The following is a 24,039-nucleotide window of genomic DNA, read 5'->3' on the forward strand; positions in this document are numbered from 1 at the left end:
CCGGGGCCAGGCGCTCTGGCGATGCTCAGAGTGCCTTGACCTCGAAAATTTCAACTTCGAAGGTCAACGTCTTTCCCGCCAGCGGGTGATTGAAATCGACGGTGACATGATCATCGTCTATTGCTTTCACCACGCCCGGCAGTTCGGTATTAGCCGCATCGTTGAAGATCACCAGCAGCCCTTCGGACAGCTCCATGTTCTGGAACTGCGAACGCGGCATGACCTGCAAGTTTTGCGGGTTCGGCTGACCGAAAGCGTTTTCCGGCGGCACCTGCAGCGTACGCTTATCACCGGCCTTGAAACCGAAAATCAGCGCTTCGAAGCCCGGAAGCAGGCTGCCATCGCCGACCTTGAAGGTCGCCGGCGCCTTGTCGAAGGTGCTGTCGACGGTGTCACCGTTTTCGAGGTGCAGCGCGAAATGCAGAGTGACTTCCGTGTTCTGACCGATGCGTGTTTCCTGAGTACCCTGTTCGGTCACCAACTGATCAGTCATTGACGGTTTCTCCGGTTTTCTTGCTCTTGAACATGTCCAGAGCCAGCATGATCGCGCCAACGGTAATGGCGCTGTCCGCGACATTGAAGGCCGGGAAGCCGTGTTCTTTCCAATGCACGAAGATGAAGTCTATGACATGGCCGATGACGATTCGGTCATACAGATTGCCGAGCGCCCCGCCCAATACAAGGGCAAGGGCAATCGCCAGCCAGGTTTCGTCGCGCCCGAGCCGCTTGAGCCAGACCACCAGCACAACGCTTACTACGACCGCAATCAACGCAAACAACCAGCGCTGCCAGCCGGAACTGTCGGCCAGAAAACTGAACGCAGCGCCAGTGTTATAGGCCAGCATCCAGCTGAAGTAGTCGGGAAGGATGACGATCTGCTCGTACAACTCCAGGCGGTTTTCGAAGTAGAACTTGCTGGCCTGGTCAATGACCACCACCAGCACGCTCAGCCACAACCAACCCAGTCGGCCCATACGGCCAGCCGATGCATTAGGCATAGTGACGAACCTCGCCTGCGCCGCTGATGTTGTCGACGCAACGGCCGCAGATCTCCGGATGCTCGGGATTGACGCCGACGTCCTCGCGGTGATGCCAGCAGCGCGCGCACTTGGCGTGGCCGGATTTAACGACCTTGAGTTTCAGACCGGCGACTTCGGTAACCACGGCATCGGCAGGCGCGCTGACGAAAGGCGCGACGCTGGCCGTTGAGGTGATCAGCACGAAACGCAGCTCGTTGCTCAGCTTGGACAGATCCGCTACCAGCGCGTCTTCGGCGTACAGCGTGACCTCGGCCTGCAAGTTGCCGCCGATGGCCTTGGCCGCGCGCAGATTTTCCATTTCCTTGTTGACCGCCACCTTCACCGCCATGATCCGCTCCCAGTAGGCGCGGTCCAGCTCGAAGCCTTCCGGCAGCTCACTCAGCTCCTGATACCAGGTATTGAGCATGACCGACTCGTTACGCTCGCCCGGCAGGTACTGCCACAGCTCGTCGGCGGTAAACGCCAGGATCGGTGCGATCCAGCGAACCAGCGCTTCGGAGATATGGAACAGCGCAGTCTGGCAAGAGCGACGTGCCTTGCTGTTGGCGCCGGTGGTGTACTGGCGATCCTTGATGATGTCGAGGTAGAAGCCGCCCAACTCCTGCACGCAGAAGTTGTGCACTTTTGAGTAGACGTTCCAGAAACGGTACTCGCCGTAATGCTCTTCCAGCTCACGTTGCAGCAGCAACGCGCGATCCACGGCCCAGCGATCCAGCGCCAGCATGTCTTCAGCGGGCAGCAAGTCGGTGGCCGGGTTGAAGCCGGTCAGGTTCGAGAGCAGGAAGCGCGCGGTGTTGCGGATGCGACGGTACGCATCGGCGCTGCGTTGCAGAATGGTGTTGGAGACGGCCATTTCGCCGGAATAGTCAGTCGCCGAAACCCAAAGACGCATGATGTCGGCGCCGAGCGTGTCGTTGACGGTCTGCGGCGCGATGACATTACCCAGCGACTTGGACATCTTACGGCCGTTCTCATCCACGGTAAAACCATGGGTGAGCAATTCACGGTACGGCGCGTGATTGTCGATGGCGCAACCGGTCAGCAGCGATGAGTGGAACCAACCGCGGTGTTGGTCCGAGCCTTCCAGGTACAAGTCGGCGCGTGGGCCGGTTTCGTGGCCCATGGGGTGCGAGCCGCGCAGGACGTGCCAGTGCGTGGTGCCGGAATCGAACCAGACGTCCAGAGTGTCGGAGATCTTGTCGTAGTGCGGCGCTTCGTCACCCAGCAGCTCGGCAGCGTCCATTTTGAACCAGGCTTCGATGCCTTCCTGCTCCACACGCTGAGCGACTTCTTCCATCAGTTCGACGGTTCGCGGGTGCAGCTCGCCGCTTTCCTTGTTCAGGAAAAACGGGATCGGCACGCCCCAGTTGCGCTGACGGGAGATACACCAGTCAGGGCGGTTGGCGATCATCGAGTGCAGGCGCGCCTGCCCCCACGCTGGGACAAATTTGGTTTCTTCGATGGCTTTAACGGCGCGATTGCGCAGGGTATCGCCCGAAGTCGGTTGTTTGTCCATGCCGACGAACCACTGCGCGGTGGCGCGGTAGATCAGCGGGGTCTTGTGGCGCCAGCAATGCATGTAGCTGTGGGTGATGGTCTCGGTGTGCAGCAACGCGCCGACTTCGGTCAGCTTGTCGATGATGGGCTGGTTGGCCTTGAAGATGAACTGGCCACCAAAGAACTCCAGCGACGGGCTGTACACGCCGTTGCTCTGCACCGGGCTGATGATGTCGTCGTTGGTCAGGCCGTAGGCTTTGCAGATCACGAAGTCGTCGACGCCATAGGCCGGCGAGCAGTGAACGACGCCGGTACCCGCGCCCAGCTCCACGTAGTCGGCCAGATAGATGGGCGACTGACGATCGTAGAACGGATGACGGAAGTTGATCAGCTCAAGTGCTGAACCCTCGGCGGTCGCCAGCACCGAACCTTCGAGGTTCCAGCGCTTCAGGCAGGACTCAACCAGCTCTTCGGCAAGCACCAGCAGACGCTCGCCGGTATCAACCAGCGCGTAGGTGAATTCCGGGTGAACGTTGAGCGCCTGGTTTGCCGGGATGGTCCACGGGGTGGTGGTCCAGATCACGATGGCAGCAGGTTTGCCCAGGCTTGGCAGACCGAAGGCGGCGGCGAGCTTGTCGGCATCAGCAACCGGGAAGGCCACGTCGATGGTGGACGACTTTTTGTCCTGATATTCAACTTCCGCTTCAGCCAGTGCCGAGGCGCAGTCGAAACACCAATTGACTGGCTTAAGGCCCTTGAACACGAAGCCGTTCTTCACCATTTCGGCCAACGCGCGGATTTCTCCGGCCTCGTTAGCGAAGTCCATGGTGCGGTACGGGTTGTCCCAGTCGCCGAGCACGCCCAGACGAATGAACTCGGCTTTTTGTCCTTCGATCTGTTCGCCCGCATACGCACGGCACAGCTCGCGGGTCTTGTCCGCAGGCAGGTTTTTGCCGTGGGTGACTTCGACCTTGTGCTCGATCGGCAGACCGTGGCAATCCCAGCCCGGAACGTAAGGCGCGTCGAAGCCCGACAGGGTCTTCGAGCGCACGATCATGTCCTTGAGAATCTTGTTGACCGCGTGACCGATGTGGATATTGCCGTTGGCGTAAGGAGGCCCGTCGTGCAGCACGAACTTGGGCCGATCCTTGCCAATTTCGCGCAGCTTCTGGTACAGGCCAATGCTGTCCCAGCGCTGCAGAGTTTGCGGCTCGCGCTGGGGCAGGCCGGCCTTCATCGGGAAGGCGGTGTCCGGAAGATTAAGCGTGGCTTTGTAGTCGGTCATTTCAGGCTCTAAAGTTTAGCGGTTGATCGTGCCAGTGGGCACGAGCGGCAGCGACATCCGCATCGATCGCCGTCTTGAGCGCCTCAAGGGAGGCAAAGCGCTGCTCATCACGCAGCTTCTGGTGGAATACCACCGTCAAACGCCGGCCATAGATATCGCCGGTAAAATCCAGAAGGTGAATCTCCAGGTGGGGACGGCCATCGCCCGCCACGCTGGGACGCACGCCAATGTTGGCAACGCCCGGCCATAGCTCTCCGTCAATCTGCGCGCTGACCAGATAGACACCGGTCAATGGCACACGACGACGTTTGAGTTGCACGTTGGCGGTGGGTGTACCCAACTGACGCGCCAGTTTCTGGCCATGCAGCACGCGGCCGGATATCTCGAACGGACGGCCCAGCAAATGCTCGGCAAGGGTGAAGTCTGCGGCGGCCAACGCGGTGCGCACCTTGGTGCTGCTGACGCGGAAGCCGTCGATCTCGACAGTCTGTGCCGCCTCGACGGTAAAGCCCTTCTCGGCACCTACCTTTTGCAGGAAATCAAAATCACCGATCCGGTCGCAGCCAAAGCGGAAGTCGTCGCCGACCTCCAGATGCTTCACGCCCAGGCCATCGATCAGCACGGTGTCGACAAACTCCGATGCACTGAGCTTGCTGAAGCGCTGGTTGAATGCCAGACACAGCACCAAATCAACACCCTCGGCGGCGAGCAGATCGAGCTTGTCGCGCAATCGGGCCAGACGGGCCGGCGCCGTTTCGGGCGCGAAGAACTCGCGCGGCTGCGGTTCGAAGATCACCACACAACTGGGCAAGCCCAGCTCAACGGCACGCTCACGCAGTCTCGCCAGGATAGCCTGGTGACCCCGGTGTACACCGTCGAAATTGCCAATAGTGGCGACGCAGCCCCGGTGCTGCGGGCGCAGATTGTGAAGGCCTCGAACCAGCTGCATAACGCGCTTCTTGCTCATAAAGTGGCCGATTATAACCACACACCGCCGTCAACGACAGGCGACACATCCGGGCAAACCACAACAATCGACGTTAACCGGCAGAAAACGACGACTGATCCTACAAGATCGCCTTGCGAGCAAAATGCCTGACCCGGAAACCCAACACCAGCAGAGAGCCGAAATACGCCACAACACCTGCCAGCACCAGCGCACCCAGGCGCAGGAATCGCTGCAGCATCTCACCGTCCGACCAGGCCGGCATCACATGCATCAGGCCCAGCAGCACCGCGGACATGATGGCCACGGCGACAATCAGCTTGCCCAGGAACACCGGCCACCCCGGCTGCGGCTGAAACAGGTCCTGCTTGCGCAGCTGCCAGAACAACAGCAAAGCGTTCAGGCATGCGCCCACACTGATCGCCAGCGCCAGACCGGCATGAGCCAAGTGAATGACGTAGACGAAAAGCAGGTTGAACAGCTGAGTCACTATGAGGGTGAAGATCGCGATTTTTACCGGCGTGCGGATATTTTGTTGAGCATAAAAGCCCGGCGCGAGCACCTTGATCACGATGATGCCCAGCAGCCCCACCGAATACGCGACCAGCGCACGCTGGGTCATCGCGGCATCTTCACCGTCGAACTTGCCGTACTGGAACAGCGAGACGGTCAGCGGCTCGGCGAGCAGTCCGAGCGCCAGCATGCAAGGCAGCACCAGCAGAAAACACAGACGCAGGCCCCAGTCGAGAATGCGCGAATACTCCTGGCGATCCCGACTGGCGTAGGTTTTCGAGAGAATTGGCAGAAGAATCGTCCCCAATGCCACGCCGAGCACACCGGAAGGCAACTCCATCAGACGGTCGGCGTAGTACATCCACGACACTGATCCGGCAACAAGAAACGACGCAAATATCGTGTTGATGATCAGCGAAATCTGACTGACAGAGACGCCGAGCATGGCCGGCAGCATTTGCTTCATCACTCGCCAGACACCGGTGTCGCGAAGATTCAGGCGCGGCAGCACCAGCATTCCGATCTTTTTCAGGTGCGGCATTTGATAAAGAAGCTGCAGCAACCCGCCCGCCAGCACCGCCCACCCCAGCGCCATCACGGGCGGGTGGAAATAAGGCGTGAGAAACAGGGCGAAAAAGATCATCGCCAGATTGAGCAGCGTCGGCACGAATGCCGGAACGGAAAAGCGATTCCACGTATTGAGGATCGCGCCAGCCAGCGACGACAGCGAGATGAGCAATATATAAGGAAAGGTCACCCGCAACAGGTCTGAAGTCAGCTGGAATTTCTCGGGCGTGTCGGCAAACCCCGGCGCAGTTGCCCAAATGACCCAAGGAGCGAACACGACGCCCAGTACAGTGACGATAGCCAGCGCCAACGTCAGCAGACCGGTGACATACGCGACAAACGTGCGGGTTGCCTCTTCGCCCTGCTGGCTCTTGTATTCAGCAAGGATCGGCACGAACGCCTGGGAGAAAGCGCCTTCGGCGAAGATCCGGCGCAGCAGATTGGGCAGTTTGAAGGCAATAAAGAAAGCATCGGTAGCCATGCCGGCGCCGAATGCGCGCGCGATGATGGTGTCGCGGACAAAGCCCAGCACCCGCGAAAGCATCGTAATAGAGCTAACGGCGGCAAGCGATTTGAGTAGATTCATCGAAAGGTTGTGCGCCTGACCAAAGGAAGCGCCAAAGCGCGTTCCATATATGCGATACTCCGCGCCGCAAAACAGCTCAGAGCCAAAGCCCGCGAGTTTACAGGTCGCACGCCGGAAAGAAATCACCTCGGCACCACACGGCGACCACTCAGCGGAACGCATCAACTGCCCTTGACAAGCGTCAATCTCATCGGCATGATTCGCGGCCTATTTTGTTAGCTATTTCCCAAGTCTTTCGAGGAGCTCGACGGTGGCCAACACACCTTCCGCCAAAAAACGTGCAAAACAGGCTGAGAAGCGTCGCAGCCACAACGCCAGCATGCGTTCCATGGTTCGTACCTACATCAAGAATGTAGTTAAAGCCATCGACGCTAAAGACGCTGAAAAAGCGCAAGCTGCTTATGTTCTGGCCGTGCCAGTTATCGACCGTATGGCCGATAAAGGCATCATCCACAAGAACAAAGCTGCTCGCCATAAAGGTCGCTTGAATGGCCACATCAAGGCTCTGAACCTTGCTGCTGCAGCCTAAGCGATTCGCTTATTAAAAAACCGACCTCAGGGTCGGTTTTTTATTGCCTTCGATTTAGCGCTTCAGCATCAAGGCGCCGGAGCTGGGGTCCATGGCAGAATCGGGATCGCGGTCACGGCATTCTGCGGACTGCCTTCGATGACCTTGTCGCTGTAGACGAGGTACACCAGCGTATTGCGCTTCTTGTCCAGGAATCGCACGACCTGCATGGTTTTGAACACGAGCGAGGTCCGTTCCTTGAACACCTCGTCACCGTCTTTCAATTGCTCTTTGAAATAAATGGGACCGACCTGCCGGCATGCGATGGACGCCTCTGCACGGTCTTCAGCCAAACCCAGGCCGCCCTTCACCCCACCGGTCTTCGCACGGGACAGATAGCAGGTCACGCCGTCGACCTTGGGGTCGTCAAAGGCTTCGACCACGATCCGATCGTTAGGCCCCACCATCTTGAACACGGTCGATACCTGGCCGATCTCTTCAGCTGACGCCAGTAACGGCAACATCAGCAACGCGCCTACCAGCCCTTTCATGACTCGCATGTATGCTTCCTTCTTTTGATGATGCACTTCAGACCAGAATCAGGTTGTCACGGTGCACGAGCTCAGGCTCAGCCATGTAACCCAGTTCCCTGACGATAGCGTCGGAAGGCAGGCCAATGATCTTTTGCGCTTCCAGGGCGCTGTAATTGCTGAGACCCCGGGCAATCTCGCGACCGTCAGCCGCCACGCACACCACCATCTCGCCACGACGGAAACTGCCTTGCACCAGCTTGACGCCGACCGGCAACAGGCTCTTGTGGCTTTCGGTCAATGCCTTCACCGCCCCCTCATCCAGCACCAGCGTGCCACGGGTCTGCAGATGCCCGGCCAGCCACTGCTTGCGAGCGGCGAGCATTTCGCGCTCTGGGGAAAGCAACGTTCCCAGGCGCTCACCGGCTTTCAGACGCGCCAGAACACGCTCGATGCGCCCTCCCACAATCACGGTGTGCGCGCCGGAACGGGCGGCGAGTCGCGCAGCACGCAATTTGGTCTGCATGCCGCCACGACCCAACGCACCGCCGGTGCCGCCGGCCACGGCATCAAGGGCAGGGTCATCGGCGCGCGCTTCATAGATGAGCTGCGCCTCGGGATTGTTGCGAGGGTCGGCATCGAACATGCCATCGCGGTCGGTCAGGATGACCAACAGATCAGCTTCAACCAGGTTGGCAACCAGCGCCGCCAGCGTGTCGTTGTCGCCGAACCGAATTTCGTCGGTGACGACCGTGTCGTTTTCATTGATGACAGGGATGACACCCAGCTCAACCAGGGTGCGCAAGGTGCTTCGGGCATTCAGATAGCGCTTGCGGTCAGACAGATCGTCGTGGGTCAGCAGAATCTGCGCAGTGTGCCGCTGATGCTCGGCGAAGCTGGATTCCCACGCTTGCACCAGGCCCATCTGACCAATCGCGGCGGCCGCCTGGAGCTCATGCATGGCGCTCGGTCGCGCAGTCCAGCCCAGACGGCTCATACCGGCCGCTACCGCGCCGGATGACACCAGGACCAGTTCAACACCTGCTTCATGCAGGGCGACCATCTGCTCAACCCAAACACCCATCGCGTTGCGATCCAGACCCTTGCCGTCTGCTGTCAGCAGCGCACTTCCGATCTTCACCACCCAACGCTGGGCACCTGTCACCTTGCTCCGCATGATCTTTCAACCTTAAGCCAGAGAGTCCGAATTCTAGATACTAAAACGCCGCTTCAAGAGCGGCGTCGTAGTTTACTTCAGTCGATCAGTCGCGGACGTAAATGATTTCCGGACCATCTTCGTCTTCCACGTCTTCCTCATCCCAATCGTCGTCACCGATGTCATGGACGCTTTTCACGCCGCTGCGGCGCAAGGCACGCTGATCATCCAGCGCCTGCAACTGGGCGCGGGCTTCGTCTTCGATGCGCTGATCCAGCTCAGCCAGCTCGGCGGCGTAGGCCGGGTCGTTAGCCAGGCGATCAGCGCGGTCTTCGAGATAGCGCATGATGTCGTGGGTCAGGCGATCGGTGCCCTCTTTGGCGATGGCCGAGATCACGTAGACAGGGCCGGTCCACTCCAGGCGATCAATGATCTCCTGCTTGCGGGCCTCGTGCTCTTCTTCGAGGATCTGGTCGCACTTGTTCAGCACCAGCCAGCGATCACGATCGGCCAGCGCAGGACTGAACTTGAACAGCTCGGTGACAATGACTTCAGCCGCATCCGGCGCACTGCTGTCGTCCAGCGGCGCCATGTCGACGAGGTGCAGCAACAAACGCGTACGCGCCAAGTGCTTGAGGAAACGAATCCCCAGGCCGGCGCCGTGGGAGGCGCCTTCGATCAAGCCGGGAATATCGGCAACGACGAAGCTTTTCCAGCGATCAACACTGACGACACCCAGGTTCGGCACCAGAGTCGTGAACGGGTAATCAGCAACCTTGGGCTTGGCAGCCGACACTGAACGAATGAAGGTGCTCTTGCCAGCGTTCGGCAAGCCGAGCAGACCGACGTCAGCCAGTACTTTCAGCTCAAGCTTGAGGTCACGCTGCTCACCCGGCTTGCCCGGCGTGGTCTGACGCGGTGCGCGGTTGGTACTGGATTTGAAGCGCGTATTACCCAGACCGTGCCAGCCGCCATGGGCAACCAGCAGACGCTGACCCGCCTTGGTCAGGTCGCCGATGACTTCCTGGGTACCGGCGTCGATTACGGTAGTGCCGACCGGCACGCGCAGTACCAGCTCTTCACCCTTGCGACCGGTGCAGTCGGTGCTGCCGCCGTTCGAACCGCGCTCGGCGTCGAAATGGCGGGTGTAGCGGTAGTCGACCAGGGTGTTGAGGTTTTCGTCGGCGACCATGTAGATCGAGCCGCCGTCACCGCCATCACCGCCGTTGGGGCCACCGTTCTCGATGAATTTTTCGCGACGGAAGCTCATGCAACCGTTACCGCCATCACCGGCCTTTACTCGAATGGATACTTCATCAACAAATTTCATAGCGCACGCCTCCCGTCACAAAGACGAGCAAACAACATAAATTCATAAGGCTCTTGCAAAGATGAGCGTTGCGATACCGATCAAAAACCAGCGACTTCACACCACAACGGCCCACACAAACAGCTTTGCAAGAGACTCACCAGAAACAGGACCATCTACAAACGAAAAAGCCCTGTCATCGACAGGGCTTTTCAGCTCAGGAGGCGTGAAGGCGAGGCCCTCACACCCCCTGAACGCAAGATTATGCCGCGACTTCAGTCTTTGGCACGATGCTTACATAGCGACGACCGAAGGCGCCTTTAACCTGGAACTTGATCACGCCTTCGACTTTAGCGAACAGGGTGTGATCCTTGCCCATACCAACGCCGTAGCCAGCGTGGAATTGGGTGCCGCGCTGACGCACGATGATGTTGCCCGGAACGATAACCTGGCCGCCATACATCTTCACGCCAAGGCGTTTGGCTTCTGAGTCGCGACCGTTACGGGTACTACCACCAGCTTTTTTGTGTGCCATGAGTCAATTCTCCTAGTGAGGATTAGGCTGAAATTAAGCCTGAATACCGGTGATTTTGATCTCGGTGTACCACTGGCGGTGGCCCATACGCTTCATGTGGTGCTTACGACGACGGAACTTGATGATGCGGATTTTATCGTGACGACCTTGGGAGATCACTTCAGCCACAACGGTAGCGCCTGCAACAACTGGAGCGCCGATGTTCACGTCGTCGCCATTGGCAACCAACAGAACGCGATCAAAAGTAACGGATTCGCCGGTAGCGATTTCCAGTTTTTCAATCTTCAGGTATTCACCTGGGGCGACCTTGTATTGCTTGCCGCCAGTAACGATTACTGCATAAGACATGGTGTATCTCCGATAATCCTGCTCACCCAGCTCTTTATAGGAAGAGGTATTGGCTGGCATGGCTGCACAAGGCTGGAAGGCCGACATGCAATTGCGTAAGGCAGGTGCTGCCCAGGAAGTTAGGGTGCGCGATTGTACGCAAGCGATCAACGCCTTGCAAGCTGCGTTATGTCACGCCTTGACAGGGTTGGGCCTGCAACCTAGCATGCCGCGCAACCCTTCTGGAGCACGTCTCGCTGATGCAACCCCAAGCCTTCTACACCGCTGTGGCGGACGACTTTACAGCCGTCGACCACATTATCAAGAAGCAGCTGACATCGCGCGTGCCGCTGGTCTCCAAAATCGGCGACTACATCACTTCTGCTGGCGGTAAACGCCTGCGCCCGTTGCTCGTTCTGTTGTGCGGCAAAGCGCTGGGCTCTGGCGGTGATGACCTGCGCCTGTTGGCGGCGACCATTGAATTCCTGCACACCGCGACCCTGCTTCACGACGACGTGGTGGACATGTCCGGTATGCGCCGTGGTCGCTCAACTGCCAATGCAATGTGGGGCAACGCGCCGAGCGTGCTGGTGGGTGACTTCCTGTATTCGCGTTCATTCGAGATGATGGTCGAACTCGGATCGATGCCAGTGATGCAGATCCTGTCGAAGGCCACTCGGGTCATCGCAGAAGGCGAAGTGTTGCAGCTGTCCAAGGTGCGCGACGCCAGCACCACCGAAGAAACCTACATGGAAGTCATCCGCGGCAAAACCGCGATGCTCTTTGAAGCGTCGACCCACAGCGCAGCTGCTCTGGCCAAAGCCGGTCCGGAGCAGAGCGAAGCCCTGCGCACCTTCGGTGATCATCTCGGCGTGGCATTCCAGCTGGTCGACGACCTGCTGGACTATCGCGGCGATGCTGAAACCCTTGGCAAGAACGTCGGCGACGACCTCGCCGAAGGCAAGCCTACCCTGCCGCTGATCTACACCATGCGCGAAGGCACTCCTGAACAAGCCGCGCTGGTCCGTCAGGCCATTCAGAAGGGCGGCCTGGAAGATCTCGAAAGCATCCGCAATGCAGTGGAACAGTCAGGTTCCCTCGAGTACACCGCCCAGCTCGCACGCGACTACATCGCTCGCGCCATTGCCTGCCTGGATGTGCTGCCTCCGAGCATCTATCGCGACGCTCTCATCGAATTGAGTGAATTTGCGGTCGCTCGCACGCACTGATCGCCGCCCTGCCCCACCGAAAGCCCGTCTACGTGACGGGCTTTTTGTTGCCTGCGATCCAGCCCCGCCCACCGCGCACAGCCAATGCGAATTAATCTCAAATAGATCCTTGCTATTCCTCAGATAAGAATTATTCTCATTGAAACATTTTGAGGAGAATCCCATGACGTATCTGATTGATGCCTGGCTAGATCGGCCACAGCCCTACCTGCGCATCCTCGATCGTGAGACAGGCCAAGTGTGCGCGGTGCTGGAGGAAGAGGCGCTCGACGAATTACGCGATCAGGGTGATCTGGATGTCAGCAGCCTGAGCTCAAGCGAACCCGGCATTCAGAAGGAGATGGTGCGAAGTCTGTTTCTGTTCTGTTATGCGCGGGCATTGCGTCCGGGCAGTGAACTGCATTGATGGAACGGCTAAAACCACAATGCCGAGCCAGCGCGGGGCTGACTCGGCATATGTCGAGGCATGATGCGGTCGCTACAGAACCTTACAGAACGTCGAGCAGCTCGACGTCGAATACCAGAACGCTGTGCGGCGGAATGCTGCCAACGCCCTGAGCGCCATAGGCCAGTTCACTAGGAACGTACAGACGCCATTTGCTGCCGGCCTTCATCAACTGAAGGGCCTCGGTCCAGCCTGGAATCACGCCGCCGACCGGAAATTCAGCTGGCTCGCCACGATCGTAGGAGCTGTCAAACACGGTGCCGTCGATCAGCATGCCGTGGTAGTGGGTGCGCACGTTGCTTTCGCGGGTCGGCTGAGCGCCTTCGCCTGCCGTGATCACTTCATATTGCAGACCGGAGGCCAGAGTGGTCACGCCGTCACGCTTGGCGTTCTCGGTCAGGTATTCCTTGCCAGCGCCAGCCGCTGCTTCAGCTTTGGCAGCTGCTTCGGCCTGCATGATTTCACGGATGACTTTGAAGCTCGCGCCCATTTCTTCCTGGCCAACACGGCTCGGCTTGCCGGCGAAGGCGTCGGTCAGACCGGCCAGGATAGCGTCCAGGTCGACGCCCGGCGGCGGGTTGTCACGCAGTTGGTCGCCCAATTGACGGCCAATACCGTAGCTGACGCGGGTTTCGTCGGTGGACAGATTGACTTCGGACATGAGACTGCTCCGCTGAAGAGCGCCCTCGGGCGCCCGTATTTAAAGGCCGGGCAGCCTAGCACAAAGCGTAATACCCGTAACCATTACCAGGCGGATCGAAAGGCCAGAGGGATTTTGACGTCCTGATTCAGGTTGTCGTGCACACCGCACATTTCGTCGTGAACCACGGCGTGGACCAGATGGAACGGCATCGGCGCAACCGGCTGCAGCAGTTCGCGCGCGTGCTCGACTGAGCGCAGGTGCAAAGCCTTGTTCTGCGCATCGACCAAACGATGCGCGACACCCTGCATCCTCGCCTCCAGCAAGTAAATGCCGCCTTCGATGGAGATCAGATTCAGCTCGTCAACAGCACCGGCGCCGGAGTAGGAAATGAGTTCCTGAAGGTTCATGGCAAATCCTCGCAAGTTGCAGGAGGTCGATCAGTGCTTGGTCAGCTTGTCCAGATAGCCCATTGCGAAGGCCGAGACCACGAAGGTCATGTGGATGATCACGTACCACATCAGGTACTGCGGCTCGATGTTTTTGGCGTCCATGAACACGCGCAGCAGGTGAATGGACGAAATCGCGACGATGGACGCGGCGACCTTCATCTTCAGGGACGAAGAATCCATCTTGCCCAGCCAGTTGAGCTTTTCTTTGCCTTCGTCGATATCCAGCTGGGACACGAAGTTCTCGTACCCGGAGATCATCACCATAACCAGCAGCCCGCCGACCAGCGCCATGTCGATCAACGACAGCAGCACCAGGATCAGATCAGACTCCGCCAGCGCGAATACATTGGGGATGATGTGAAAGATTTCCTGGAAAAACTTCAGCGCCAGCGCCAGAAGCCCCAGAGACAAACCAAAGTAGATCGGCGCCAGCAACCAGCGCGATGCGTACATGGCATTTTCGATAAAACGTTCCATTGAAGCTCACAGATAATTTAAAAGCCCGCGAGTATAGGGCGAAGGCCGATTAGCACAACCCACGGTGAAAAGAGTTGAAACAATAACGCCAGATCCGACGCCGGAAGCGCCGGACGATCCGCGTCTGCAGGTAGCACAAAGCAAACGCGGAATGCATCGAAACGCAGGGGTCAGTTGGCGGGAGACGTCCGCTGACCCACGGCGGCGTCGCTGTTGATTCTTCGCAGCTCCCCCTGAAGGTGAAGGCCCCAGATCGGGATCTCCTCCGCCGTTTGATAACCATGCATCAGGAGGCTTTCGGCAATCGCATCAAGCACCGATTCAGCAGCAACCGGTCCATGAAAAGGCCCCTGAGCCTTGAGTGCGGAGGGCTGTTCGCCAGACATCCCGGCGGCGAACAACAAGGTCCACATTCCTTTATCCCCTGACAGCGGGCGTACAACACATTCGATTCGGGTCACCAGACCCAGGCATTGGCGGGTAAGACAGAGGCTGCGCGGCATGGCGAGCTCCTCATTGATTGCAGTATTCATCTCCTTCGCATAGCGAGGGAAACGCGTCAGTCCCTTTGACAACTGCTGCAACCCGACAATATCGAACAAATACCCCGTTGGAAAAGCGCGAAAACGAAAAGGGCGCCGAATGGTCATTTGGCCATCAAGCGCCCCGTTTCATTGACGTCAAAGGCCTAGCTTTTCAGCTCGGGCTGTAATTGTGGCGCCTCCTTTTCTAGCTCTTTAAGGTCGTCGTCGCTGAGCATTTCAGCGATGTCGCGTAGACGATCCACTACCCTGCCGTTGACCGAATCGTCGGGGAACTGACCGTCCTCGTCTGCTTCACCCACCGGCATACCCACCAGAAGGCTCAGCGCCTCATCCACCTGACGCACGGCGTACACGTGGAACTGCCCGGCACGCACGGCTTGCAGCACGCGCTCGTCGAGCATCAGCGTGGCGACGTTGGCGTGGGGGATGATTGCGCCTTGATCGCCGGTAAGACCTCGGGCTTCACAGAGTCGGAAGAAGCCTTCGATCTTCTCGTTGACGCCGCCGACCGCCTGAACTTCGCCGAACTGATTGATCGAGCCGGTGATGGCGAAGCACTGTTTGAGCGGGGTTTTCGACAGTGCGGAAATCAGTGTGCAGACCTCGCCGAGTGAAGCGCTGTCGCCATCGACATAGCCGTAGGACTGTTCCAGCGCGATGCTCGCGGAAATGGCCAGCGGGAATTCCTGGGCGTAACGACTGCCCAGATAACCGGTGAGGATCATCACGCCCTTGGAGTGGATCGGCTGGCCCAGGTTGACCTCACGCTCGATGTCGACGATGCCGCTGCCGCCCGGGTAAACCGTCGCAGAGATCCGCGCTGGTACTCCGAACGCCGAATCACCCACCTCCAGCACTGTCAGGCCGTTGCATTTGCCGACCGCCGCGCCGTGGGTGTCGATCAGAATGATGCCAGCGAGCATGTCATCGAGAATTCGGGCCGACACACGACCGGTGCGCGTGGCCTTTGCCTTCAGCGCGCGCTCGATGTGCCCGGCGTCAGTGCGTTCGTCACCGGCGACGCTGCGGATGAAGTCGGCCTCACTGACCAGCTGAAACAGATCGCCAATGCGCGCAGACAAACGCCCCTGGTGCTCGGCGAGACGCGCGCTGTACGTGGCAAGCCGCGCGACCGCATCTGCCGTCAGTGGCGCCATGCCCTCCTCCGAGGTCCGGGTTTTGAGCAACTGGGCGAACTGCTCCAGACTCTCGTCGACCATCGGAATGTCTTCGTCGAAGTCCACCAGCACCCGGAACATCTCCTGGAAGTCCGGATCGAGGTCCTGCAGCGTGTAATACAGCGACCGCGCACCAATGATGATGACTTTGACCTGCAACGGGATGGTCTGCGGGGTCAGGGTCACGGTGGCCAGACGACCCAGCTCGCCCAGCGGCGCCTCCATCTTCAGCTTGCGCGATTGAAGGGAGCGCTTGAGGGCGTCCCACACGAACGGCTCGCTGAGCATTTTCTCGGCTTCCAGCACCAGGAAGCCGCCGTTGGCGCGGTGAAAAGCGCCGGGGCGCAGCTGACGGTAGGTGGTGTAAAGCGCGCCCTGATCAGTGCTGTATTCGATGCGGCCGAAGAGGTTGTCATAGGTCGGGTGCGGTTCGAACACCACCGGCGCGCCACCGCTGGCGGAATGGCCGACCATCAGGCTTGGGCAGTACTGCTCTTCAAGCAGCTTGCGCGCCTGTGCATCGGTTTTGCTGTCGTCGACCAGTTGCTCGACCACGGTTTTAAGCAGGTTGACCTGCACGGCCTGAAGGTAGGCGCACACCGCGGCGTTTTCGGCGTACTGCTCGGACAACGGTGCCAGCAGCGGCTGGAGCGCGAGGATGATGGTCTCTTCATTGAGCTCACGCATCTGGTTGTTGGACTCGCGTTTCCACTGCGGCAGGCTGGCGAGTTCTTCATTCAACCGCTCTTCCAGCGCTGAAATATCAGTGTGAAAACGCTCGCGCTCGGCTTCCGGCAGTTGCGAAAACTCGGCCTCGTCCAGCGCCTTGCCTTCGAGCATCGGCGTGAAGGCGATGTTGGTGTTGTCACGGTACAGCGCGATGTCCTTTTCCAGCGCAAGACGCTCAATGACATCGAGGGCGCGGTCGTAGCGCTGATTGAAGGCGCGGTCGATCGCGCTCTTCTTCTGCTGGTAGGAAGGATGTTCGAACACCGCAGGAAACGTCGACAGCAGGTTGTCGATCAGTCCGTTGATGTCGGCGATGAAAGCGCTGGCGCTGCCGGGCGGCAGTTCCAGGGCGCGCGGCTCACGGGCGTCGTCGAAATTGTTGACGTACACCCAGTCCGACGGCGTTTGCATGCGCTTGGCTTCGGCCTTGAGGTAGCGCTTGACGAAGGAAAAGCGTCCGGTGCCGGGCTCGCCCATCACGAAGACGTTGTAGCCGGGGCGCGGCATGGCGACGCCGAACTGCAGGGCTTCGACCGCTCGTTCCTGGCCGAGCACGCCGCGAAAGGGTTCCAGATCGTTGGTTGTCGTGAAGCTGAACTGTTCAGCGGAAAAGGGACGGGTCAGCGCTTCGGGCGCGAGTCGCAAGCTGGCAGCAACAGAATCGGGCATCGGACATCCTTACATCAGGCGGGGCAGATGGGCGCATTCTGGCGCTCGCCGCACCGCACTGGCAAGGCATGAACCACCTGATCGCTTTTCCGTATGAGGAACCGGCCTACACACCCGGCGGAGGCGGATTACACGCAACAATCTGCAATAGCTGACGGAACGTTCATATCGTGCCTAAACTCCAACTTGCGCGACCGGTAACAATTTAAATAACCGGTCCGCCCTGGCGCCCTACCGGCCAGGAATCCGACCCTTGGTTGAAACAACAGAGACTAAAGCTATGAAACGGATTCTTCTTGGTACTCTCTTCGCCGCTGTGTCCATCAACGCCATGGCTCAAGCGCCTGGCGGTCCGGACTGCGGTTGGGGCAACATGCTGTTTGAAGGTCAACGCGGCACTCCCGCTCACTTCCTCGCTTCCACCACCAACGGTACTTCGGGCAACGCCACCTTCGGCATGACCTCGGGCACCAACGGTTGCTCCACCAACAGCGCGCTGACCTACGGCGGCAAATCCTGGATTGCCATGAACGGCATGATGGATGAGCTCTCCAAAGACATGGCCATGGGCCAAGGCGAAGCACTGACCACCTACGCGGTCGTGTTGGGCGTTGCACCGGAAGACCGTGCGCATTTCGCCGCAGTCACCCATGAGCACTACCAGCAGATCTTCACCAAGGCCGACGCCACTGCTGAAGATGTTCACACCAACACCATCGACGTCCTGAAGAACGATCCGACACTGGCTAAATACGCGACCCAAGCTTAAAGTCGTGCCGCCTGCCTTCCTCCCCGGAAGGCAGGTTCTCCGCCCTGCCCATTTCTGACTAGTTGCCTATCTATGCTCAAACGCCTTGCCTGGCTGGTGCTGTGTGTCTGCGCCCCGCTGTCCGCCGCGCCTCACGTCGACAATGATCGTTTGCAACAGCTGGCCAGTTCCAGGTTCTGGATCTCCATCGGGCACTACGAAGCGGGCAAGCTGGGTGGCTGGCGCAGCTATGTCGATGATCCGAAATTCTTCCTCGCCCAGAACGGCGCTCATGACCCCAAAGCCGAGCTGGCGGCGACGCTTGAGGCGATCTACCGCCCCGTCACCCAGGGCCAGGAAAACGCACACCCGCAATGCGTTTACCCCTCTCGCACGCGATTTTTGCGTGACGAACTGAAGCTGACCGATCTGCCTGCCGTTGACTGCACAGAATTCAACAAATGGTTTTCCGATGTGGCCCCGGACAGCACGGTGCTGATTTTCCCGGCGGCGTACCTCAACAGCCCGTCGTCCATGTTCGGCCACACGCTGCTGCGCATCGATCAGGCTGACGTGCAGGCTAACAAGACCGCCTTGCTCAGCTACGCGATCAATTTCGGCGCGTACATCGAAGGCTCCGACAACAGCATTCTGTATGCGTGGAAAGGCCTGGCGGGCGGCTACCCCGGGTTGTTCGCGCTGGTGCCGTATCAGGAGAAGCTTTCCGAGTACCGGAGTCTTGAGAATCGGGACCTGTGGGAGTACCGCCTCAACCTGACCCCGGAAGAGACCCGGCGCATGGTCGAGCACGTGTGGGAACTCAAACAGATTCGCTTCGGGTATTTCTTCTTCGACGAAAACTGTTCCTATCGTCTGCTTGAGCTGCTTCAAGTGGCTCGCCCGAGCCTGGACCTGACGCCGCAATTTCGTCTGACGGCCATTCCCACGGACACCGTGCGTGCGGTGAAAGAGGCAGGGCTTGTAGAGAAGATCGAGTATCGCCCGTCCCGGGAGCGCGAACTGCTGAGCCGCGCCGAGCCGTTGAGTCACGACGAGCAGCAGTGGGTTTTGAAAGTCAGTGCCGATCAAAAGCAGATGCAGAGCGCCGATTACGTCGCCCTGCCGAAAGATCGCCGTGCGTTGATTCAAGACGCGGCCTACAGGCTGGAGCGGTACCGCGCCAACGGCCAGGAACGTGATCCGACCAGCGCACAACGCAGCTATGACCTGCTGCGCGCCATCAGCACCAATCCGCCGCCTGCGCTGGAGATTGAGCGCCCGGGGCTGCCGGAAGACGGTCATGAGTCGCGTACATGGCAACTGGGTGCCGGCACTCGGGATGACAAGGCGTTCGCCGAATACGGCCTGCGCATGGCGTACCACGATTTGAACGACAACGCGTACGGCTTTCCGCTGGGTGCGCAGATCGAAATCCTGCAGCTCAAGCTGCGCCAGTATGAAGACAACCATTGGCAGGTGCAGCGGCTCGATCTGGCGACCATCCGCTCGCTGACACCGCGCAGTGAGCTATTGCAGCCGTGGTCATGGCAAGTGGCGGGCGGTCTTGAGCGTGTGCTCGGCAAGCATGGCGACGAGAATCTGGTCAGTCACGTCAACGGCGGCGCGGGCGGCACGTGGAAATTGGGTGATGACGTGCTGGGCTTTGCGATGGGAACGGTGCGGGTGGAGCACAACAACGATTTCTCCGCATTGATTTCGCCGGCGGCGGGTTTTAATACCGGCGTGCTGTGGCGCAATCCGCTGGGTAATTTCAGCCTGGAAACCAAGGGCGATTACTTCACCAACGGTGAGGTGCGGCGCAATATCAGCCTTAACCAGCAATGGGAGCTGTCGCGCAACCTCGGCCTGCGGCTCAGCGCGCAGCGGGATTTCAGCCAGCTGACTTCGCCGGTGAATGAGGTGATGCTGGAGCTGAAGTGGTATCACTATTGAGTAGCAGGCGCCTGAATTATTCAATGTGATGCCGGACGCCTTCCCGGCTGAAGCCGGTCCTACGATGCGCGCGACGGTTCTGTAGGACTGGCTTTAGCCGGGAAGAGGCCAGCCCTGCTATGTGCGCGTCGTGGCGTAACCTTCTTCTTCGATCAATTCCACAATCTGCTCGGCGCCAAGCTGGCTCTGGACTTTCACCTCGCCTTTGGCCAGATCAACCTGCACCTGTGCCGTGGGGTCTTGCCCCTGGATGGCATTGGTGACGGCTCGCACGCAATGCGCGCAGGTCATGCCTTGGACCTTGAATACCTGCATGTGCTGACTCCTCTTCTCATCGAAAACACGCGATGACGCTATCTAAGACCTTCCCGTCGGGGCAAGGTCAAGTTTCCGGGAGATCTGCCGGGCTGGCATTCATCTGCACTCTGCGCCAGAGTGCGACTACAACCGTCATATCAGGAGATTCAGCCATGCGCTGGTCAGCCTTTCGTATTGCAGGTTTTGCCGGCCTGTTGGCGTGCGCATCCTGGGCCCACGCCGATCAGGACTATGGCGTGCTGATCATTTCCCGCGAGCGCCTGGAGGTTTCCACTTCCTGCGAAATCGGAATCTTCATGCAGGACCAACTGGTCGGCCGCCTGTATCAGGAGGAGTCGCGCTCATTCAATCTGCCAGCCGGCGACCTGTCCGTGCGCTTGCGTGTGCTCCCGGGCCAGACGCCGGGGTGCTCGCCGGGCATCGAGGCGCAGAACAACACGCGTCTGCACATCAACGCGGGGGACGTTCTGAAGTACCGCATCGCATCCGGGCCAAACGGGATGTACCTGAAGAAAGCAGATTTGAATTATTAGCGTACAACGAAAAAACCCGGCCTGAGCCGGGTTTTTTCTGAGTCGATCACTGCATCCAGGGCGGAGGCGGTTCTTCGGTTTTTCCAGGTGGCGCGTCGTCTGCAGCACGTGCTGCCTGACGCCTTGCATCATCCAGCCGTGCCGCTTCAATCTCGCGCAGCACACCCCCGACGTCAGCGTCCTCTTCCGGCTCGTCAAACTCGCCGGTCAGCACTGTTGCGGGCGACAAGGTGCCAGCTTCGTAGTAAGACCACATTTCCCTGGCGTAGCGAGTCTTCTTGAGCTCTGGCGCAAAACGACCAAAGTACGATGCCATGTTGCCGACGTCGCGCTCCAGCATGCTGAATGCGTGGTTGTTCCCCGCAGCGTCCACGGCCTGCGGCAGGTCAATGATGACCGGCCCGGTTGGCGTGAGCAGCACGTTGAACTCGGACAGGTCACCGTGCACCAGACCGGTACACAACATCAGAACGATCTGCTGAATCAGGAACGCGTGGTACTCGCGCGCCTGATCCGGCTCCAGCGTCACGTCATTCAGACGCGGCGCCGCATCGCCATACTCGTCGCAGATCATCTCCATCAGCAGCACGCCCTCAAGGAAGTCGAACGGCTTGGGCACTCGCACGCCGGCGCCTGCCAGACGGAACAGCGCCGCGACTTCGGCGTTCTGCCACGCGTCTTCGGTTTCCTTGCGGCCGAACTTCGACCCCTTGGCCATGGCGCGGGCCTGTCGGCTGTTACGGACCTTGCGGCCTTCCTGATATTCCGCTGCCTGACGGAAACTACGTTTGTTGGCCTCCTTGTAAACCTTGGCACACCGCAGCTCATTGCCACAGCGCACCACATAAACAGCTGCCTCTTTACCGCTCATGAGCGGGCGCAGCACCTCGTCCACCAGACCGTCTTCGATCAAGGGTTCAATGCGTTTAGGAGTCTTCATCAGCTTTTATTGGGGGTCCTTCGTTGCCAAACACGCGATTGTTGCTCGTTATACGGCAATCCTCTGCCAGCGAGTAGGGGGTCAGGTCGATTGACTGTATGCCGGTTGTCTCACGATATCCCTCACATTTGGCCAAGCAGCATTCGTGCCGTCAGGGGCAAAGGCCCACTTCTCCCGGTAAATTCCGGAGCTGTCCACCTCGAGTTCTCCGACAAAAAGACCGACGTCGGGGCGCGCGCATGGGCCCGAACACGGTCCAAGGCAACACATAAAGAAGATTTATCTTTGCTTAGCAGCCCTGCGGCTCGGGTTGAGCTAATGGCTGAAATCCCCTATCGCGAAACAGTCTATTCAACCTTTTCAGGTACTTAGTCGCCTACTGTCATTTGTGACAGTGTCAAAGTCGGTGGTTGGCCGCTAGCCTCAAACTGCATGGCAAGGCCTCGCAACCGCTGACAAGGAGTCACCGGATGAACGTACGAATCACACTGAAAGCGGCACAGGACGGGAGGCAATTCTCATGACACTTACCCTCGACCTCGCAGCACTGGGCGACAATGACGGACATGTGCTCATCCCCACCTTTCCCGGTAACGGACAGCCCTACAGCGTTACGCTGGGGTGGACCGGTAAAACACCATCGGGCGATATTCCCCTCACATTACCGCCGCAGAACGTCAGCAATCCAGTGTCGGAGCAGGCAAGGTTCGTCATCCCCAATGCCCACCTCCGAAGCATCGCTGGTGGCTCAGCCACAGTGCGCTATACCCTTGTCCAGAACGGAGCGCCCGCAGACCGAGAGTCCGAAACCACCAACGTCACCGTCACGAGTCTGCCCGTCGTACTGACCGCGCCTCTGGTGGTGGAAGCCAAAGGAACCCTGGTGCTGGACTTGGCGCAGATCAGTGGCAGCGCCGTTACCGTCATGATCGCGGCCTGGGTCGGCCAACGTGCTGGCGACAAAGTGATTCTTGATTGGGCAGGCACACCGCCAGCGTTCAATCCAGCGTTCCCATTCGCCCCGGTCGACTACACCGATGAGTACGTGGTTCAACCGGGCGGAGAGCAGAATCCGGTCACGTTTAGCGTGCCGCTGGAGCACCTCACGCCGCTGGGGGGCGGGACGTTGCAGGTCAGTTATCAGGTGGTGTTCAAGGCGTCGGGCAGTTCGCAAACCTCGCCCGTCACGACGTACAGCGTTACGGCTGCAGCGTTGGTATTTCCGGCTCCACTCATCACGGAAGCACCAGCGGGCATCTTGAAGCCAATGGAGGTGCTGGCCGGCGCTACCTTCAGGGCAACCTATCCCGGCATGCAAACGTCCGACATTATTGTTCCGGTGTGGAATGACATTTCCAACGCTATCCGCTGGCGGCCGGGAGAGGCGGATGGAACGGTCGAGTCAACTGTCCCCCCCAACATAATTGGCGCCGCAATCGGCAAAACGATTGATGTGCGTTATCAAGTACAACGCAACGGACAGGATTACTGGTCAGATGTTTTGAAGCTGATGGTTGAGGCAATACCATCGGAAAATTTGCCCGCCCCCGTGGTACCAGAGGCGGATCAAGCCACAAAGGTGCTGGATCTGAATGCGTTTGAAGGGGACGCACATGTCACCGTTGTCCCTTGGCCATTTATTGCGCTGGGCCAAACGATTTGGTTGACGTTGACCGGTCCAAGCGGAGTACCAACTATCAAGTTATTGGAGGGCTATGTCATTCGGTCCGGTGAGATAGCCGACGGGCTAAACGTCGCCATCAAACGGGCGGAGCTGAAGACGTTTGAGGATGGGAGTGACATGCAGATTGTGTGTAAAGTGGGACTGGAGGGAGCAGAAGATGAAGCAGCGGCATTGACGTTTCCGACCGTGACACTATCCCTGAAAGTGCTGACAACACTGATCATTGAAAACTTTGATTCGATGCCAAACCAATGGTTAAATCCGGGAGATACAGTAGATACGCCTGTTTTTTCCATTTACTCTTCCTCAGACTCGGCCCTCGCCGCAATATGGGATATACACGACCCTGACATACCTATGCCTTTCCCTACTGTACCAGGGAAAATCGAAAAGATGGCACTTCATCTAAACCACCTATATGCAGGGTATGAACATACTCTCAACATCACTTTTCGAGAGACGTATTCAAAATTGAGCTTTTTTTACATATGGGCCCGCGAGTGTGTAGATTTTAGTGTATTCGATCAAGACGGCAATATTCTCTCAAGCCAGGTAGGCCCTAAAAATGAAGGCTACATTCCTAACGAAATAATATTTAGCCACAGGAATATGGCTGGCATAAATATCTCAAACAGAGGCCATGGCCATGATCAGAGCTGGGACTGGGTAGTGCTGGACTGTTTTCGGCTCGAGCGTTAAC

Annotated in this window: 24 protein-coding genes; 7 read left to right on the forward strand and 17 right to left on the reverse strand. The window is 58.8% G+C overall.

All coding sequences use genetic code 11. From position 1 onward, the window contains the following. Window positions 1-25 precede the first annotated feature (25 nt). The 5 genes from fkpB to murJ all read right to left on the reverse strand — a co-directional run bounded on the left by fkpB (window position 26) and on the right by murJ (window position 6,434). Complete coding sequence (fkpB, locus tag AC3ISG_RS21465) at window positions 26-493, reverse strand: FKBP-type peptidyl-prolyl cis-trans isomerase (protein WP_122535360.1); 468 nt, start codon at window positions 491-493, stop codon at window positions 26-28. After that, on the reverse strand, window positions 486-998 hold the full coding sequence (lspA, locus tag AC3ISG_RS21470) for a signal peptidase II (RefSeq protein ID WP_122535359.1): 513 nt from the start codon (window positions 996-998) through the stop codon (window positions 486-488). The genes fkpB and lspA overlap by 8 nt, the downstream gene beginning before the upstream one ends. Beyond that, window positions 991-3,822: an isoleucine--tRNA ligase gene (gene ileS / locus AC3ISG_RS21475; protein ID WP_489297916.1), complete on the reverse strand. Its 2,832-nt coding sequence runs from the start codon at window positions 3,820-3,822 to the stop codon at window positions 991-993. The genes lspA and ileS overlap by 8 nt, the downstream gene beginning before the upstream one ends. 1 nt (window position 3,823) lies before the next feature. Then, window positions 3,824-4,771, reverse strand: coding sequence for a bifunctional riboflavin kinase/FAD synthetase (ribF, locus tag AC3ISG_RS21480; protein WP_272632745.1), 948 nt, complete (start codon window positions 4,769-4,771; stop codon window positions 3,824-3,826). Window positions 4,772-4,889: 118 nt separating this feature from the next. After that, the gene (gene murJ / locus AC3ISG_RS21485) at window positions 4,890-6,434 is read right to left on the reverse strand and encodes a murein biosynthesis integral membrane protein MurJ (RefSeq protein WP_489297917.1); all 1,545 of its coding nucleotides are present in this window, start codon (window positions 6,432-6,434) and stop codon (window positions 4,890-4,892) included. 250 nt (window positions 6,435-6,684) lie between these two features. Here murJ and rpsT point away from each other — a divergent pair, with 250 nt between their 5' ends. Next, window positions 6,685-6,963, forward strand: a complete 279-nt coding sequence (gene rpsT, locus AC3ISG_RS21490) for a 30S ribosomal protein S20 (RefSeq protein ID WP_037015424.1) — start codon at window positions 6,685-6,687, stop codon at window positions 6,961-6,963. Window positions 6,964-7,031: 68 nt separating this feature from the next. Here the strand turns inward: rpsT and AC3ISG_RS21495 are convergent, their stop codons facing one another. The 5 genes from AC3ISG_RS21495 to rplU all read right to left on the reverse strand — a co-directional run bounded on the left by AC3ISG_RS21495 (window position 7,032) and on the right by rplU (window position 10,820). After that, a complete protein-coding gene (locus tag AC3ISG_RS21495; protein WP_489297918.1) occupies window positions 7,032-7,502 on the reverse strand; it encodes a CreA family protein in 471 nt (156 codons plus the stop codon). Between the two features lie 28 nt (window positions 7,503-7,530). Further along, entirely contained in the window at window positions 7,531-8,649 is a 1,119-nt protein-coding gene (gene proB, locus AC3ISG_RS21500) for a glutamate 5-kinase (RefSeq protein WP_122535354.1), read from the reverse strand. An 85-nt stretch (window positions 8,650-8,734) separates the two neighbouring features. Beyond that, window positions 8,735-9,958, reverse strand: a complete 1,224-nt coding sequence (cgtA, locus tag AC3ISG_RS21505; protein ID WP_122535353.1) for an Obg family GTPase CgtA — start codon at window positions 9,956-9,958, stop codon at window positions 8,735-8,737. Window positions 9,959-10,199: 241 nt separating this feature from the next. Continuing rightward, on the reverse strand, window positions 10,200-10,472 hold the full coding sequence (gene rpmA, locus AC3ISG_RS21510; protein WP_037015434.1) for a 50S ribosomal protein L27: 273 nt from the start codon (window positions 10,470-10,472) through the stop codon (window positions 10,200-10,202). Between the two features lie 33 nt (window positions 10,473-10,505). After that, on the reverse strand, window positions 10,506-10,820 hold the full coding sequence (gene rplU, locus AC3ISG_RS21515; protein WP_003230856.1) for a 50S ribosomal protein L21: 315 nt from the start codon (window positions 10,818-10,820) through the stop codon (window positions 10,506-10,508). Between the two features lie 239 nt (window positions 10,821-11,059). On the opposite strand from rplU, the gene AC3ISG_RS21520 reads away from it, so the two are divergent. Together AC3ISG_RS21520 and AC3ISG_RS21525 are read left to right on the forward strand one after the other, a co-directional pair. Continuing rightward, window positions 11,060-12,028 (forward strand): polyprenyl synthetase family protein, encoded by a 969-nt coding sequence (locus tag AC3ISG_RS21520; RefSeq protein WP_122535352.1) that lies wholly within the window; start codon window positions 11,060-11,062, stop codon window positions 12,026-12,028. Between the two features lie 163 nt (window positions 12,029-12,191). Then, the gene (locus AC3ISG_RS21525; RefSeq protein ID WP_122535351.1) at window positions 12,192-12,434 is read left to right on the forward strand and encodes a PA4570 family protein; all 243 of its coding nucleotides are present in this window, start codon (window positions 12,192-12,194) and stop codon (window positions 12,432-12,434) included. A gap of 82 nt (window positions 12,435-12,516) precedes the next feature. On the opposite strand, the gene bamJ is transcribed toward AC3ISG_RS21525, so the two are convergent. From bamJ to AC3ISG_RS21550, 5 genes are all read right to left on the reverse strand, one after another. Next, on the reverse strand, window positions 12,517-13,134 hold the full coding sequence (bamJ, locus tag AC3ISG_RS21530; RefSeq protein WP_122535350.1) for a BamJ family beta-barrel-assembly machinery protein: 618 nt from the start codon (window positions 13,132-13,134) through the stop codon (window positions 12,517-12,519). 83 nt (window positions 13,135-13,217) lie between these two features. After that, window positions 13,218-13,523, reverse strand: coding sequence for a DUF6482 family protein (locus tag AC3ISG_RS21535; RefSeq protein ID WP_122622721.1), 306 nt, complete (start codon window positions 13,521-13,523; stop codon window positions 13,218-13,220). Between the two features lie 30 nt (window positions 13,524-13,553). Beyond that, on the reverse strand, window positions 13,554-14,042 hold the full coding sequence (locus AC3ISG_RS21540; protein ID WP_065987683.1) for a TIGR00645 family protein: 489 nt from the start codon (window positions 14,040-14,042) through the stop codon (window positions 13,554-13,556). A 170-nt stretch (window positions 14,043-14,212) separates the two neighbouring features. Beyond that, the gene (locus AC3ISG_RS21545) at window positions 14,213-14,545 is read right to left on the reverse strand and encodes a PA4575 family protein (protein WP_122535444.1); all 333 of its coding nucleotides are present in this window, start codon (window positions 14,543-14,545) and stop codon (window positions 14,213-14,215) included. A 185-nt stretch (window positions 14,546-14,730) separates the two neighbouring features. Then, window positions 14,731-17,163, reverse strand: coding sequence for a Lon protease family protein (locus AC3ISG_RS21550; protein WP_122535347.1), 2,433 nt, complete (start codon window positions 17,161-17,163; stop codon window positions 14,731-14,733). A gap of 280 nt (window positions 17,164-17,443) precedes the next feature. On the opposite strand from AC3ISG_RS21550, the gene AC3ISG_RS21555 reads away from it, so the two are divergent. Then, window positions 17,444-17,932: a DUF3015 domain-containing protein gene (locus tag AC3ISG_RS21555; protein ID WP_122535346.1), complete on the forward strand. Its 489-nt coding sequence runs from the start codon at window positions 17,444-17,446 to the stop codon at window positions 17,930-17,932. Window positions 17,933-18,004: 72 nt separating this feature from the next. Continuing rightward, a complete protein-coding gene (locus AC3ISG_RS21560; protein ID WP_489297919.1) occupies window positions 18,005-19,864 on the forward strand; it encodes an Lnb N-terminal periplasmic domain-containing protein in 1,860 nt (619 codons plus the stop codon). A 117-nt stretch (window positions 19,865-19,981) separates the two neighbouring features. Here AC3ISG_RS21560 and AC3ISG_RS21565 read toward each other — a convergent pair whose 3' ends face one another. Beyond that, on the reverse strand, window positions 19,982-20,179 hold the full coding sequence (locus AC3ISG_RS21565) for a heavy-metal-associated domain-containing protein (RefSeq protein WP_489297920.1): 198 nt from the start codon (window positions 20,177-20,179) through the stop codon (window positions 19,982-19,984). A gap of 155 nt (window positions 20,180-20,334) precedes the next feature. On the opposite strand from AC3ISG_RS21565, the gene AC3ISG_RS21570 reads away from it, so the two are divergent. Next, a complete protein-coding gene (locus tag AC3ISG_RS21570; protein WP_205484840.1) occupies window positions 20,335-20,715 on the forward strand; it encodes a hypothetical protein in 381 nt (126 codons plus the stop codon). Window positions 20,716-20,761: 46 nt separating this feature from the next. Here AC3ISG_RS21570 and AC3ISG_RS21575 read toward each other — a convergent pair whose 3' ends face one another. Further along, entirely contained in the window at window positions 20,762-21,655 is an 894-nt protein-coding gene (locus tag AC3ISG_RS21575; protein ID WP_205484845.1) for a PA4780 family RIO1-like protein kinase, read from the reverse strand. 520 nt (window positions 21,656-22,175) lie between these two features. Between AC3ISG_RS21575 and AC3ISG_RS21580 the strand changes: the two genes are divergently transcribed. Next, entirely contained in the window at window positions 22,176-24,038 is a 1,863-nt protein-coding gene (locus AC3ISG_RS21580; RefSeq protein ID WP_489297921.1) for a hypothetical protein, read from the forward strand. Window position 24,039: the final 1 nt, after the last annotated feature.

Source organism: Pseudomonas sp. GL_135 (assembly GCF_057834665.1).

Excerpts from the sequence above, each read along its gene's own strand:
- AC3ISG_RS21535 (WP_122622721.1), bottom strand. The coding sequence starts at position 13,523 with ATGAACCTTCAGGAACTCATTTCCTACTCCGGCGCCGGTGCTGTTGAC.
- ribF (WP_272632745.1), bottom strand. The coding sequence starts at position 4,771 with ATGCAGCTGGTTCGAGGCCTTCACAATCTGCGCCCGCAGCACCGGGGC.
- lspA (WP_122535359.1), bottom strand. The coding sequence starts at position 998 with ATGCCTAATGCATCGGCTGGCCGTATGGGCCGACTGGGTTGGTTGTGG.
- cgtA (WP_122535353.1), bottom strand. The coding sequence starts at position 9,958 with ATGAAATTTGTTGATGAAGTATCCATTCGAGTAAAGGCCGGTGATGGC.
- ileS (WP_489297916.1), bottom strand. The coding sequence starts at position 3,822 with ATGACCGACTACAAAGCCACGCTTAATCTTCCGGACACCGCCTTCCCG.
- AC3ISG_RS21555 (WP_122535346.1), top strand. The coding sequence starts at position 17,444 with ATGAAACGGATTCTTCTTGGTACTCTCTTCGCCGCTGTGTCCATCAAC.
- AC3ISG_RS21570 (WP_205484840.1), top strand. The coding sequence starts at position 20,335 with ATGCGCTGGTCAGCCTTTCGTATTGCAGGTTTTGCCGGCCTGTTGGCG.
- proB (WP_122535354.1), bottom strand. The coding sequence starts at position 8,649 with ATGCGGAGCAAGGTGACAGGTGCCCAGCGTTGGGTGGTGAAGATCGGA.
- AC3ISG_RS21560 (WP_489297919.1), top strand. The coding sequence starts at position 18,005 with ATGCTCAAACGCCTTGCCTGGCTGGTGCTGTGTGTCTGCGCCCCGCTG.
- AC3ISG_RS21495 (WP_489297918.1), bottom strand. The coding sequence starts at position 7,502 with ATGCGAGTCATGAAAGGGCTGGTAGGCGCGTTGCTGATGTTGCCGTTA.
- rplU (WP_003230856.1), bottom strand. The coding sequence starts at position 10,820 with ATGTCTTATGCAGTAATCGTTACTGGCGGCAAGCAATACAAGGTCGCC.
- AC3ISG_RS21565 (WP_489297920.1), bottom strand. The coding sequence starts at position 20,179 with ATGCAGGTATTCAAGGTCCAAGGCATGACCTGCGCGCATTGCGTGCGA.
- AC3ISG_RS21575 (WP_205484845.1), bottom strand. The coding sequence starts at position 21,655 with ATGAAGACTCCTAAACGCATTGAACCCTTGATCGAAGACGGTCTGGTG.
- AC3ISG_RS21525 (WP_122535351.1), top strand. The coding sequence starts at position 12,192 with ATGACGTATCTGATTGATGCCTGGCTAGATCGGCCACAGCCCTACCTG.
- AC3ISG_RS21520 (WP_122535352.1), top strand. The coding sequence starts at position 11,060 with ATGCAACCCCAAGCCTTCTACACCGCTGTGGCGGACGACTTTACAGCC.
- fkpB (WP_122535360.1), bottom strand. The coding sequence starts at position 493 with ATGACTGATCAGTTGGTGACCGAACAGGGTACTCAGGAAACACGCATC.
- AC3ISG_RS21540 (WP_065987683.1), bottom strand. The coding sequence starts at position 14,042 with ATGGAACGTTTTATCGAAAATGCCATGTACGCATCGCGCTGGTTGCTG.
- bamJ (WP_122535350.1), bottom strand. The coding sequence starts at position 13,134 with ATGTCCGAAGTCAATCTGTCCACCGACGAAACCCGCGTCAGCTACGGT.
- AC3ISG_RS21580 (WP_489297921.1), top strand. The coding sequence starts at position 22,176 with ATGACACTTACCCTCGACCTCGCAGCACTGGGCGACAATGACGGACAT.
- AC3ISG_RS21545 (WP_122535444.1), bottom strand. The coding sequence starts at position 14,545 with ATGCCGCGCAGCCTCTGTCTTACCCGCCAATGCCTGGGTCTGGTGACC.
- murJ (WP_489297917.1), bottom strand. The coding sequence starts at position 6,434 with ATGAATCTACTCAAATCGCTTGCCGCCGTTAGCTCTATTACGATGCTT.
- rpmA (WP_037015434.1), bottom strand. The coding sequence starts at position 10,472 with ATGGCACACAAAAAAGCTGGTGGTAGTACCCGTAACGGTCGCGACTCA.
- AC3ISG_RS21550 (WP_122535347.1), bottom strand. The coding sequence starts at position 17,163 with ATGCCCGATTCTGTTGCTGCCAGCTTGCGACTCGCGCCCGAAGCGCTG.